The organism is Lachnospira multipara LB2003, assembly GCF_000702205.1.
Taxonomy (GTDB): domain Bacteria; phylum Bacillota; class Clostridia; order Lachnospirales; family Lachnospiraceae; genus Lachnospira; species Lachnospira multipara_A.
On record NZ_KL370871.1, the window covers coordinates 67,426 to 81,602 of the forward strand.

At 32.3% G+C, this 14,177-nt stretch carries 13 protein-coding genes; 2 read left to right on the forward strand and 11 right to left on the reverse strand.

All coding sequences use genetic code 11. The features are described 5' to 3' along the window. Positions 1-330: 330 nt before the first annotated feature. Entirely contained in the window at positions 331-1,710 is a 1,380-nt protein-coding gene (locus tag T537_RS0109755; protein WP_051637215.1) for an MATE family efflux transporter, read from the forward strand. An 87-nt stretch (positions 1,711-1,797) separates the two neighbouring features. Here the strand turns inward: T537_RS0109755 and T537_RS0109760 are convergent, their stop codons facing one another. The 9 genes from T537_RS0109760 to pyrF all read right to left on the reverse strand — a co-directional run bounded on the left by T537_RS0109760 (position 1,798) and on the right by pyrF (position 10,222). Further along, positions 1,798-3,852 (reverse strand): aminopeptidase, encoded by a 2,055-nt coding sequence (locus tag T537_RS0109760; protein ID WP_031557601.1) that lies wholly within the window; start codon positions 3,850-3,852, stop codon positions 1,798-1,800. Between the two features lies 1 nt (position 3,853). Next, positions 3,854-4,168 (reverse strand): DUF6142 family protein, encoded by a 315-nt coding sequence (locus tag T537_RS0109765; RefSeq protein ID WP_027437317.1) that lies wholly within the window; start codon positions 4,166-4,168, stop codon positions 3,854-3,856. A 19-nt stretch (positions 4,169-4,187) separates the two neighbouring features. After that, positions 4,188-4,643 carry a VanZ family protein gene (locus tag T537_RS0109770; RefSeq protein WP_031557603.1) on the reverse strand — a complete coding sequence of 152 codons (456 nt, stop codon included), beginning with the start codon at positions 4,641-4,643 and terminating at the stop codon, positions 4,188-4,190. 65 nt (positions 4,644-4,708) lie between these two features. Continuing rightward, positions 4,709-4,861, reverse strand: coding sequence for a hypothetical protein (locus T537_RS12965; protein WP_197018739.1), 153 nt, complete (start codon positions 4,859-4,861; stop codon positions 4,709-4,711). Positions 4,862-4,914: 53 nt separating this feature from the next. Further along, on the reverse strand, positions 4,915-5,595 hold the full coding sequence (pyrE, locus tag T537_RS0109780) for an orotate phosphoribosyltransferase (RefSeq protein WP_031557606.1): 681 nt from the start codon (positions 5,593-5,595) through the stop codon (positions 4,915-4,917). A 137-nt stretch (positions 5,596-5,732) separates the two neighbouring features. Next, the gene (locus T537_RS0109785; protein WP_031557609.1) at positions 5,733-7,433 is read right to left on the reverse strand and encodes a methyl-accepting chemotaxis protein; all 1,701 of its coding nucleotides are present in this window, start codon (positions 7,431-7,433) and stop codon (positions 5,733-5,735) included. A gap of 136 nt (positions 7,434-7,569) precedes the next feature. Then, positions 7,570-8,472 (reverse strand): dihydroorotate dehydrogenase, encoded by a 903-nt coding sequence (locus T537_RS0109790; RefSeq protein WP_031557611.1) that lies wholly within the window; start codon positions 8,470-8,472, stop codon positions 7,570-7,572. 8 nt (positions 8,473-8,480) lie between these two features. Next, positions 8,481-9,275 (reverse strand): dihydroorotate dehydrogenase electron transfer subunit, encoded by a 795-nt coding sequence (locus T537_RS0109795; RefSeq protein WP_031557612.1) that lies wholly within the window; start codon positions 9,273-9,275, stop codon positions 8,481-8,483. A 23-nt stretch (positions 9,276-9,298) separates the two neighbouring features. Further along, a complete protein-coding gene (gene pyrF / locus T537_RS0109800) occupies positions 9,299-10,222 on the reverse strand; it encodes an orotidine-5'-phosphate decarboxylase (RefSeq protein ID WP_031557615.1) in 924 nt (307 codons plus the stop codon). A gap of 279 nt (positions 10,223-10,501) precedes the next feature. Between pyrF and T537_RS0109805 the strand changes: the two genes are divergently transcribed. Next, positions 10,502-11,437: an alpha/beta fold hydrolase gene (locus tag T537_RS0109805; RefSeq protein ID WP_031557618.1), complete on the forward strand. Its 936-nt coding sequence runs from the start codon at positions 10,502-10,504 to the stop codon at positions 11,435-11,437. An 80-nt stretch (positions 11,438-11,517) separates the two neighbouring features. On the opposite strand, the gene T537_RS0109810 is transcribed toward T537_RS0109805, so the two are convergent. Both T537_RS0109810 and T537_RS0109815 read right to left on the reverse strand, forming a co-directional pair. After that, positions 11,518-12,090: a leucine-rich repeat domain-containing protein gene (locus T537_RS0109810; RefSeq protein ID WP_031557620.1), complete on the reverse strand. Its 573-nt coding sequence runs from the start codon at positions 12,088-12,090 to the stop codon at positions 11,518-11,520. 4 nt (positions 12,091-12,094) lie between these two features. After that, positions 12,095-14,104: an HD domain-containing phosphohydrolase gene (locus T537_RS0109815; protein WP_031557623.1), complete on the reverse strand. Its 2,010-nt coding sequence runs from the start codon at positions 14,102-14,104 to the stop codon at positions 12,095-12,097. Between the last annotated feature and the right edge of the window lie 73 nt (positions 14,105-14,177).

The following is a 14,177-nucleotide window of genomic DNA, read 5'->3' on the forward strand; positions in this document are numbered from 1 at the left end:
CCTTTAAGTTAACTTCCTTAAAAGTTAACTTTCTTAAAAAGACATCTTTTATTAAATTGTGATCACGTCTTTTGATATAAATATATTAGCATTAATATAGCAATCACAAATCCCCCCCTAATAGGGGGATATTTTGACATAAATTTCAGATTGTATTTTTAAAATACATAAGGTAGTAATACTCATAGTATATTGTAGTACTATAGTACTAGTATAGTTGTAATTTCTTTCATTTATGCTAATATTTTTTCTTGTGTATGTATAAAATGTCTTTTATATGGTGGGATAAACTGCCCTATATACTTAGATTTACTCAGAAAGGATTTAAATATGGACTCAAGTAATGTAACTACAACAGATTCTATAAAGAAAAACTCTTTAGATATGACTAATGGAAGTATCTTTAAATCTATACTTTTATTTTCAATTCCACTTATACTTGGAAATCTACTACAACAATTATATAACACTGCAGATTCCCTAATTGTTGGTAATTTCGTAGGAAAACAAGCCCTTGCCGCTGTTGGATCTAGCGGTATGCTTATATATCTTATATCCTGCTTCTTTTTGGGAGCTGCAAGTGGTGCTGGCATTATATTGTCTCAATTATACGGTGCTAAAGACTATAAGCGCCTTGATCTATGCCTAAAATCAACTCTTGCAATAGGTATAATTATTGGTTTAATAACTTCTATTATTGGTGTTATTTCTGCTAAACCTTTATTAGTTCTTATTAATACATCAAGTGATGTTCTGTCCAATGCAACTATTTATCTAAGACTGTATTTTGTTGGTATTATCTTTAATGTTATTTATAATATGGCAGCAGGTATTCTAAATGCCTTTGGTGATTCTAAACGATCACTTCTATATTTAGGAATTGCAAGTGTTGTTAATATAATCTTAGATTTTTATTTTGTAGCATTTTTAAAACTTGGAATTGCCGGAGCTGCCATTGCAACAGATATAAGCCAATTTATATCAAGTACACTAGCTATTATTTATCTAGCAAGGACACATCTTCCTTATCATGTGGATATTAGACAGGCTAGATTATATAAGGATATGTCAATTAAGATTATTATGGTCAGCCTACCAACTGCCATTCAAAATGCAGTAATTGCTCTTTCTAATGTACTAATCCAGGCTGGTGTAAATGCCTATGGGACTAATGCCACTGCAGGTTTTGCAGCCTATATGAAAGTTGACGGCTTTAATATTTTACCAATACTTAGCATAAGCCTTGCAGCTACTACTTTTATTGGTCAAAATATCGGTGCTAAAAAAATGGACCGTGTTTATAAAGGTATATGGATTGTTCTTTCTATAGGTCTTGTTTATACCGCCATAATATCAGTTATAATGCTTGGCTTTAGTAGAGAAATTATCGGACTATTCTCTAGAGATCAAGAAGTTATAAACTATGGTATTCTATCTATTAAAGCACTTGCTCCATTTTATATGTGTTTAAGTATATGCCATTCTCTTGCAGGTTCCATAAGAGGAACTGGCAACACATTGGCACCTATGGTTATTATGTTGCTTTCACTTTGTTTATATAGAATTTTATGGATTATTATTATAGCTCCAAAAATCGGAAGTATCTGGGGTGTCCTATTAACATACCCTACATCCTTTATTGTATGCGCCATCCTTATGATAGGTCTTACAATCTATGTTTTTTCTCATATAAAGAAAGACGATAACTAAAATAAGACAATAACTAAAATAAACCTCCAAAGAATGATTGTCTCACTCTTTGGAGGTTTTACTATTTCTTATCAATATGTATGTTTATTATTCGTTAAATGGATCATTTAGACTTAATGTTCCCTCAAGAACAAATCTGCCATTTCTAATAATGTCTGTTCTATTATTATCATAATCAACTACTGTAATATTTCCAATTTCATCATATGGAATTGTAATATCTGTGTGGCAATTATAATACGCCTTATCTGGATTGCTTTTTCTAAGGATTGATACTTCATTATCCCTTGAAATAATTTCCTTGCCATTAGGATTATAAACCTTTACATCTTCTGCTCTATCATAGCATGTGTCTCCTAATGCAAAGTGTGGGCCCATCTTCTCAACTATAAGGATAGGAAGCTTATAAACTATGTCATATTTATTAGCCATTACATAGGCTGTTGTATTAGTTCCTATGGCAAATTCTCCCATTGGAAGAGTTTCATGGTTATAAAGGACGTTAGCCTTAAACATTTCACGACCTTTTTCCATGCCGCCATCTTCATCCTTAAAATTATCGCAAGAATAGTCAGTTACAAAACCATCCTTTAAATCCACTGTTAAATTAGTAAATTTAAGGTCATTTAAGAATACTGATGAAACATTGATTCTTCCTGTTGTGCCCTTTAATACTGGTGATGTAAAAGTCTCACCAAGAGGAATATTTACATCTGCAAGGCAATTTTCAAAAACAGTTTCTTTATCTGGATTATTAACCTTCATTATAGAAACCTTTATATCAGTTGTATTGCCATTCTGTCCCTTAACTTCCACATACTTAGCTCTATCTAATGCATCAATTATCTTTTCTTGAATAGTCTTATATTTGTCATAATCAAGAGTATTTATCTTAACTGTTTCGCCAAAAATCTCTTCAAATTTATCGCCAATTTCTGGTGTTGGATAAGCTATTATTGTAAAGCTTCTTTCTTCACCCTTAATATAGTTATTAACTATAGCTGACGCTTCATTAGAATACTTTACTATCATTTTCTGCTGCTTATCTGATAATTTATAAGAAAAATCATTATTCTCTGGTTCAAATGGTGTTTCGCCAAACACTTCCATTACGGCAGGACCACCATGAACTGATGCTAAGTCCTTATATTTTTCGTAGGCAAGTCTTGTTGCTCCTAACTTTCTTTCTACAAAATCGTTGTTAAAGTAAAGCGCATAGTCTTGCTTATGGTCATATTCAAATTGCTTATTAGCTATTGCACCATAATATCCTACCTTAGCACCACTAATTGTCTTATTTATAGAGTTATAAGCTGCTCTATAAATTGTTGGTTTTAAACCTATCTTTGCAAATTCCTTGATTTCTTCTCTAACAAGTCTTTCAAAGCCTAGACAAAATCTTATATTTACAGTCTTTTTCTTAGTTATATCTTTACCTGTAAGTTCAAATCCCTTTCTATAGCCTTCAGTAAATGTACGAGCCATAGAATTTATTTCTTCATCACTTAATGTATTAAGATATTTTGCAGTCTTTAGCTCATTATCTGTAATATATTCCCCAAATTTGTAGAGATATCTCAAATCTGTTAAATCTGAATCCATAATAATTCTTGTAGCAAAATCCTCATCTGGGTCAAGTAATTCCTTAATTCTTTCTTCAATCAAATCATCTGAATAATCACTTACATACCAATAAATTGCATCTTTTAATTCATTTACATTGTTTCCAAATAAATAGCATTCAATAAATAATTCTTGCAATGCTACCATTTCATCTAATCTTGTCTCAAAAGCAAGCACAATAAGTCCTCTTAATTCAACATAGAGAAAAGATAGGATTTTTCCTAGATCCTCACCAAAAATCCCACATGCATATTTAGGATTACCATAACAAGTACCATATAGCTTAGGATCTAATTCTTCATAAAGAGACTTATTTAATTTCTGTAATTCTTCTAATGAGTAATCATCTAACTTTCCGCTTTTAGAAAGTTTATAAATCTCATCTAACTTAACTATAAATTTAGCCTCATACATGTAAAATCTAGCTAATTCCTCATTATCTAGCTCAGCATTCTGGCTGATTTCTTTAATTCTATCAATAGAAAGATTATATCTTTCTTCTAAATTATCATTAAACATATTATACTCCCATCAATAATATTGCTAGCATAAAAACAGTTAATATACCGCATAGCATAGAACCTACTTTAGATAAAGTATAGAATTTATCCGATTCCCTAAAGGAAAGCAATCCTATAGCTGTGCCCATTGATGATAACACAAGACTAAGTAGTGCTAAACTTCCCACCTTTAAACCTGCATTACCATCTGCTAAAGTAGAAATATATATACCATAAGATAAGCTAGCTAAAGATAGTATACCAAGGGCTGTTGATATAGTTCCACCTAATGTTTGATTTTTATTTGAGAATTTATATTTATTAAAAATTTTCATTTTGATTTCTCCGATTTAATTATTTCAAAGGCCTTAAAATAACAAATAATAAAAAGCCTATTATTGCACCTATTGTGTTAAGTATAATATCATCCACATCAAATGAGCCAAGTTTTGTATAGAGCTGCACACATTCAATTACAAAGCTTAAGATGCAAGATAATACTACAGTCTGTAAAAAACCAGATTTTCTAAATACGCAAGGAATTAAAAATCCCATTGGCATAAATAAAACTACGTTTCCAGCTAAATTAAGCATTGCCATAGAACCATAGGTTGTATCCCCTAAAAAACTAACGAATCTCTTAATTTCATTAAATGGTACCAAATTAACATTTAAGGAAACGTCAGTTGTCTGTGCCCAAGAGCCTCCCCTTCCTAAACTCTCTGCAAAAAATACCAAATAAATAAGGATTCCTAAATATATAAAAAAACTAAACCACAATGCAATCCCTATTGTTTTCTTATTCTTCATATTCTCTCCAAACTAAAAGATAATGTCCTATTTCTAGGACATTATCTCCATAAATTCACTCTCTTTTAAAATAATGTATCAGACTTATGTGCTAATAGACGTGCACCATTTACAAGCATTACAATTCCAATTCCAATTCCTGCTGCAATTGTAATAATTCCAAATACAAGGCTTGATACACCTACTGACTTTACTTTTTTATAAAGCTTTTCGTCCATTATCCCTACCTCCATATTATTTTATAACTGCCATATAGCAGATTTATACTTTTCTAGTTATTAACAGCACCATATTGCTTATAATATTCATCAATATCAGCTTTGATCTTATCATCAATAACAACTTTGCCATTACATTCCTTATTATATAAGTGCTCAACAACATCTGACATAGAAACGATTGCATTAGCAGGGAAGCCATATTTTTCTGTAATTTCTACTAAAGCAGACTTCTCTCCCTTGCCTCTTTCCATTCTATTAAGTGATACCATAAGTCCCTTGATTTCAACATCACCCTGAGCCTTAATAATAGGGAATGTCTCTTCAATCGACTTACCACTTGTTGTTACATCTTCTATAATAACTACTCTATCGCCATCCTTAATTGGGCTACCAAGTAAAATTCCAGCATCACCATGATCCTTTGCTTCCTTACGATTAGAGCAATATCTAATTTCCTTACCATATAATTTATGATATGCCATAACAGTTGCTACTGAAAGAGGAATACCCTTATATGCTGGTCCAAATAATACATCAAAATCATCACCGTAATTATCATGAATTGCCTTAGCATAGTATTCACCTAACTTAGTTAATTGTTCTCCTGTTACATATAAACCAGCGTTCATAAAAAATGGAGATTTTCTACCACTCTTTAATGTAAATTCTCCAAATCTTAACACATCACTTTTAACCATGAATTCAATAAATTCCTGCTTGTACTGTTCCATTTTTAATTCCTCACTATCTTTCCTTTATATTATATTAGTTAGGGTAAGACCCTAAAAAATAGTCGGAAAAGAAAATCTTTCCCGACTATTATACATTGATATTTCAATTCTAGCAATAATTCAAGTTTAAGTTTTCTTTACTTAAATACAGATGTTGCATCAGTTAATGTTTCTTTCAACTTCTTCATCTTAGACATGTTATTAGCAATATTTTCAATACTTACTACAATATTAGAGATATTTCCATTTACTTCCTGGTTTCTTGCAGCATTTTCTTCTGATAATGCGCTTAATTCTTCAACAGAACCAACGATTTCAACACCTATTGACTTTAATGTTTCTGTCTTAGTATCGATTTCTTTGATTTTTTCAATAGAATCTCTAATTGCATCGTTTAATTCACTAAATCTATTTTGTGCATCATTAATGCTTTGATGTTCATTAGACATTGTTTCCATAATGCCCTCAGCAAGTTTAACAGTCTCAGATGAATTTTCAAGCATTTCTGCTGCAATCTCTCTAATTGTTGCTGCTGAATCATTACTTTGTTCACTTAACTGACTAATATTTTGAGCTACAACTGCAAAACCTTTACCTGCTTCACCTGCACGAGCTGCCTCAATAGAAGCATTTAATGAAAGTAACTTGGTTCTACTAGCAACTCCAATAATAAGTGTAATAGCATCATTAATCTTATTAATTGATTCATTAGTAAGTAAAATCTGCTTATTAATTGACTCTACTGCATCTGCACTAATCTTATTAGATGATAATACCTTCTGCATGCAATCTGCTGCTGCCGAACTTGCCCTATCCATATTATCTGAATTATCTGCAAGCATTGTGATTTTTTCACTAATATCATTAACTGTAACATCCATATCAGATACGTTACCATTAACATTTGATACATTTTCTGCCATATGCTGTGCCATACTTGACAATTCTTCAACAGCATTTTCAATCTGACCAGCAGCTGATGCTGATTCAGATGATGAAGCCTCAACTCTATCAATTCCCTTTGAAAGATCATCAGTTACACTCTTAACCTTTCCAATAGAATCAGATAACATACCTTGTACATTAGTTAAGGCATCAACCATTTTCTTGTTTTCTTTAATCTTACTTGGTATTTCTATGCTAGATTCCAAGTCACCAGAAGCAATTTTTTGTAATGAATTTGCAATTAATTCTAATGCCTTTCTAATAACCTTAGACATGAAGTAAATAACTACAACAAAAATTACTGCTAATATAACTGCTGCAATAATCAGCTTGATAATTGCTACTTTTATATCATCTTCAATTAAAGAAGCTTTCTTACCAGCAAATGTCATGCCCACAATTTCACCGCTATTAAGCTTTATAGGAGCATAGTGAACGTAATATTTTTCGCCATTAACCGTAGCATTTTTACTTTCGTAAGTTTTGCCACTTTGTATAACGGTCTTAATTACTTCATCACTAGCCTTAGTACCTTCAATTCTCTTACCAGATGAATCCTTAAGAGATGTCATTGCTCTAGTATCACCAATAAATACTGTAAGTTCAACATTTTCATTCTTAAAGCTATCTACGTATGTGTAGTCTTTATCGGGCTTGGTAAAAAATGATTCACCTACATTTTCATATAGCTGCTGCACATATGTGTTAAACTGTGCATCAATCACATCCACCTGTTCATCATATTGTTCTGATAAACTTCCACTAATAATTGTCCCACTAACAATAACTAGTACGCAAGAAACAATTAATGTTGGTAATAATCCAAAAAGCATTAAGAGTTTAAGCATACTTAACCCTGCAATACCGTTCTTACTACTAACTGAATCTGGCATATAATACCTCCTATTATTTTTTCACGGAATTCAATAAATATATTATATCACCTATATTGTTTATATTCAATTAGTAGTACGAACTTGATGGATTATTAATAATCTGTATATTATTTTGTTTTTAGCTTAATATTTTTTATTTAACACAGCCTATTAATTCATTAATATCCTTCACACCCTGTTTTTCACAGAATTTTTCTAAGCCCTCGATTACCTTAATTGTAGTTGTTGGGTCATTAAAGTTTGCTGTTCCTACTGAAACCATGCTAGCACCTGCCATAATAAATTCAAGGGCATCTTCTGCACTTCTAATACCTCCCATACCAATTATTGGGAGTTTAACAGCATTAGCGACTTCATATATCATACGAACAGCCACTGGCTTAACTGCTGGTCCTGACATGCCACCAGTTTTATTTGCTAGGGCAAAAGTTCTTTTATTAATATCAATCTTCATACCTGTAAGAGTATTGATAAGAGAAACTGCATCAGCACCACCAGCTTCACAAGCTCTTGCCATATCAGCTATGCTTGTTACATTAGGTGAAAGTTTCATAATAATAGGCTGTTTAGCTACAGCTTTAACTGCCTTTGTGATTTTTTCAGCTGAAGAAGGCACAGTTCCAAAAGCAATACCACCTTCTTTAACATTAGGACAAGAAATATTAATTTCAAGCATATCAACAGGTGCACTGCTAAGACGCTTAACTGCTTCAACATACTCTTCCTCTGAGTGACCACATACATTTACAATAATCTTAGTATCATATTTCTTAAGAAATGGAATATCTCTTTCTAAAAATGTATCCAGGCCTGGATTTTGAAGACCTATTGCATTAATCATTCCACCGTAAGTCTCAGCAATTCTAGGTGTAGGATTTCCTGCCCAAGGAGTAATAGCCACTCCCTTAGTTGTAACTGCTCCAAGTCTATTAAGATCAACAAACTCAGAATATTCCATACCTGAACCAAATGTACCAGATGCAACTGTTACAGGATTCTTAAAATCAACACCACAAAGATTAACTCCTAAATTCACATTACTCATTAGATTTCTACCTCCGCTGCATCAAATACTGGACCTTCTTTACAGACCCTTGCATTATTAACCTTTGAATGCTCGTCTTTTTTTGTTGTCTTGCACACACATGCAAGACATGCACCAATACCACATGCCATTTTTTCTTCTAGAGAAATATATGCCTTAACACCTAGGCTTTCTGCAAATGTTTTAACGCCCTTAAGCATTGGAAGTGGGCCACATGCAAAAATCACATCAGCCTCTAAGCCTTCATTCTTAGCTGCATCAATTACATTGCCATGGAAACCTACTGAACCATCGTCTGTAGCAATATGAACATTAGCACATTTTAAAAATTCATCCTTTAAGAAGTTCTCACTATCTCTATAACCTAGCACCACATCAGTCTGAATATCTAATTTTGCTGCAAGTTCAAGCATAGGAGGAACACCAATTCCGCCACCAAATAAAAGTGCCTTCTTAAATTCTCTACCTGACTTTAAAACTTCATCCTTAATCTTATCAAGTTCATATCCATTTCCAAGTGGGCCCTGAATTGTAAGACTTTCTCCTGCTTTCATCTTAGAAAATTCATCTGTTCCTGCCCCGACTACTCTATATACTATTCTAAGTAAATTACCATCAACTCTACAAATACTAATAGGTCTTGGAAGTAATCTCTCACCATAATTAGAATATACAGAAATAAACTGTCCTGGAATTGCGTGTTTTGCAATATCCTTAGTTTCAAACCAAATTTCAAATACGCCGTTGGCAAGCTTAGATGCCTTAGCGATAGTTGCATTTTCTCTAAAAGTCATAAAATCTCCTTCTTCAATCTTCTCTACTTACCAAGAGCTCCATTAATGTCTGCCTTCATATCTAGTACTGCCTGTCTTGCAGCATCGCCAAAGTTCTTATCGCCAAATTTTTTGTAAGCATCCTTTGTGTATGCTGCTATGATACCTCTTGAGCTATTTACAATTGCTCCTAAGCCGTCTTTATTAAAGAAGTCTACTAAGTCTTTGCCTTGACCACCCTGTGCGCCATATCCTGGTACTAAGATATAGTTTTTAGGCATAACTTTACGAAGTGCTCTACCCATTTCAGGATATGTTGCACCTACAACTGCACCAATATTTGAGTATTCGCCATCCATTGACTCATTACCCCATTCTCTTACTTTTTCACCAACTATTTCATAAAGTGGTTTATTATCAATTATTCTATCTTGAAATTCTCCTGAAGAAGGATTAGATGTCTTAACGAGAATAAATAGACCTCTGTCATTCTCATTACAAACTTTAATAAATGGATTAATACCATCCGAACCTAGATAAGGATTAACTGTTGCGAAATCCTCGTCAAATGGAGTAAACTCCTTAGAACCAACTTTAATTTTACCAATATGAGCAATAGCATAACTCTCTGAAGTAGAACCAATATCGCCTCTCTTAACATCACCAATAACAATTAAGCCCTTATCGTGACAATAATCAACAGTTCTCTTAAATGCAACCAAGCCAGGAATACCAAACTGTTCATACATAGCAATCTGTGGCTTAACAGCAGGAGCAACATCATATATCTTATCAATAATCTCCTTATTAAACTGCCAAATAGCTTCACAAGCTCCCTCTAAGCTTTCACCATATGTTTCAAATGCTGCACTCTTAATGTGTTCTGGAATGAACTTCATCTGAGGATCAAGACCAACAACAATAGGAGCGTCAGTCTCAACAATTTTGTTAATTAACTTACTAATCATAATTTTTTCCTTTCTCTTTAAGCTTACGTTGTGTATGTATTATACATAGCTTTCTTTTGGATAAAAAAAATTACGTTTAACTTTCTTATCTGAAAGATTATACAGTATTAACGCCAAAGATTGCAACAAGAAATTTTTATTAATGTACTGATTATTTTCTTAATAGTTCCTAATATACTGATAATTGTTACTATAAGTATTCTTGTTTTTATATTTTTTACAATGTATAATTAAATCAATCAAACTTAGTATTTGAGTAGGGGAAAGGACAACGACATTATGAAACAAACTTCTTTTTTATCATGTGATAAGAAATCCAACATTCACGTGGTAATCTGGGAACCTGACAAAAAGGTATTTCCAACTCCACTTGCTATTGTTCAAATAGCTCATGGTATGGTGGAATATATTGAACGATATGACGATTTTGCTAGATTCCTAAATAAAGCTGGTATCTTAGTTGTTGGTAATGACCACTTAGGGCATGGTCAATCAGCAAAAAGTGATGAAGACTTAGGTTATTTTAGACATGATAAGCCAGAAAATGCCTTAATTCTTGATATGCATCACCTTACTAACATTATAAAAGATAAATACCCTAACACACCTTATTTTCTATTAGGACATAGTATGGGATCTTTTATGACTAGAAAATATTGCAGCATCTATGGGGACGAACTAGATGGTGTTATTATTTCTGGAACAGGCAATCAATCACCTGCAATTGTAAGTGTTGGGCTTATACTCACTAACATTGTGGGCTTATTTAAAGGAGAACGTTATAGGTCAAAATTTCTTGCTAAGACTATGATGTCTGGCTATAACAAAAGAATTCCAAATGCCAAGACTGCTAGCGACTGGATTACTAGAGATGAAGAAATTGTAGATAAATATGTTCATAATAAGTATTGTACATTTTTATTTACTGTTAATGCCTATAAGGGAATGTTTAGAAACATTAAATACATCCAAAAAAAGCATAATATCGACAAAATACCAGCTGACCTTCCAATGCTTATGGCTTCTGGTCTATGTGATCCCGTTGGAGGCTATGGTAAGGATGTAAAAAAACTATATACTATCTATTCAAAACACATTAATGACATTACTTTAAAACTTTATGAAAATGATAGACATGAAATTCTAAATGAACTAGACAAAGACGTGGTCTATAAAGACATCCTTGACTGGATAAAGCACAGACTAATTAAATAATAGACATAAAGACCTGATAAGATTTAATTATCAGGTCTTTCTATATCTTTCTATATTTATTTTCTTACTTTTCTTTATAACTAATCAGTTATTAGCTTAGCGTTACTCGCACCCCAAGGGCTACCCGTTATGTAATCGCTATAATAATACACTGTATCAAAACCATTTAGAGCATTTAAGCCAATTGTAAGGGTTGACTTTGGAATAGTTATTTCCTTTATTCCGCTTCCATAAAAACATTCTGCCCCAATAGAAATCAAATTAGATGGCAATTCTATTTCTGTTATTTTTACGCAATTATAAAAACTCCTGTTGCCTATTTTTTTAATGCTTTGTGGCAAAGTAACATTAGTTATAGTTGTATTAGATTCAAAGGCATTATCTGCTATTTCTATAACCTCATGCCCATCTATTGACTCAGGAATAACAATAAGTGCAGAATCTCTACCCCAATCAGATAAGCCTGTAATACATACATTCCCCTTCTCATCTAATTCATATGTAAAAATCTTAGGCGTCATTTTCTTAGGTTTTTTCCCAAAGATTTTAACTCCAAGGACTATTAATAAAACAACTACTAGTCCCGCAATTATCCCACAAGCTATGGAAAAAACATTGTTTTTGCTTTTAGCTTTTAGTTTTACCTTCTTCATCTAACTATCCCCTTTTTCTTATAAGCTTAATAAATTCATCTGCAAGTTTTGGGTCAAATTGCGTGCCCTTACACTTAATGATTTCCTCTATTGCATCCTCCTTAGACATAGCCTTTCTATATGGTCTATCATGTGTCATGGCATCATATGCATCAACAATACTAAACATTCTAGCAAGTAAAGGAATATCCTCTCCCATAAGACCGTTAGGATAACCTGTTCCATCAAATCTTTCATGATGACTTAGAATACTAAAGGCTATTGGCTCAAGTTCAGATGCAGCCTTAGCAATTCTATATCCCTTCTCTGTATGAGTTTTCATAAGTTCTCTTTCATCCTCATCTAATTTGCTAGTCTTCATAAGAATTGAATTAGGTATCGCAACCTTACCAACATCATGAAGAGCTGCAAGCATTGATAACTGTGCTTTTACGGTATCTGTTAGCCCTATAAAATCTGCAAATTTTTCACAAAGCTCCCTTTCTCTTTCAATCTGCTTATCAGTCTGCATATCATATTCATTAAGACCTTGCTTTAAAGAACCAAGAAGTGAACTTCTCTTTGATGTAGTTGATAGCATCTTTTTATTAACCATGGATTCCCTAGCTAAATTTACACACTTTTCTAAATCAGCCATGTCTGCTATTTCGCAAATACCAAATTCAATATTTACATATATATTTTTAGTTGATAGACGCTTTCTAATTATTTCTTTTATCTCTGTCATTTGCTCTATAACTTTTATCTCACTTCCATTAAGCAAAATTGCAAAATCACCATCATCAAGTCTTGCAACAAAATCAGTTTTTTTCGTTTTCTCTATTAAAATATTAGCAAGTCCTATTAGAAGATTATCCCCTGCTGCCTGTCCGAATTTTTCATTAATATAAGTCAGGTTATCAATATTACAAACCACAACCCTATTATAATTACTGTCCTTATTTTTCTTATAAAAGCTATATTTATTATAAATTCCTGTTAAGGCATCAAAGGTTATTGATTTTTCCAAATCATCATAAGCCTTAGTTAATTCAGTAATATCCTGCATTACCAAAATCATACCAAGCATCCTATTATTATTGCTCTTTAAATAATGAACTCTACAATCGAAGATATCATCATTAATCTTCCAGGTAAATGTCTCTTTTTTTCTAAGATCTGGGCAATTCTTTTTCTTTATAAACCAATCAATAGTCTGTTCTCTTGCATCGTATTTTAAATCATCAAAAATCTTAGACATAGCCACATTAAAATCCGCTACAATTCCCTCATAATCAAACAAAACAACTGGTACTTTCATGTGATCTATAATCATCTTATGGGTTATATTAAGCATATTCTTCTTTGAAAACCAGAAAGTATTCCAATAGCAAAGAACACCAAGTAGGGCATAAAAAAGAATTGAAAAATCAAATCTTATATCTACAATACTCGTAATAAATAGTATTTTAAAAATAAGAATTGCGATTCCACCAAATACAATAGAAATATATCTTCCCCAATAAACAAGAGGAATTCTAATGCATTTAACTATCAATACAGAATTTATCGTAGCAAATATTCCCAAAGTAACTATAGTATGATATATAAAAAGACTATTCACCTCATATCCTAAAACATATGAGTTACCTATCATATTCACACTATATCTAATGGCGATTTCATTGAAAATATTAACTATGAAAACAACAGAATCAACTGCGACCAAAATGGCAAAAATGCCTTCTAAAATATTGAGATATTTGTTTCTTAATCTGGTAAAATCAAGGCAATAATGATAAAGCGCAAACAACATTAAATTCTGAAAAATAATGTCATTACTAATTCCAGCTGACATCACAACATAATTATCTGTCAAAAAATTCAGCGTATAAGACATAATAGAAAGACTAGCAAAAAGATACGTAAGCATGAGACTTCTGCCTATTTTTTCATGCTCAAAATAAGTTCTTATCATCACTCCAACTAATAAAAGAGCGGCTGCTAAATATAATATAAATAATCCTAGGTTCATATTCTAATCTCCTATATACAACAAATCATTTAACTATATTATAGCTATTTAAGCCGCTCTAGTAAAGCAATTT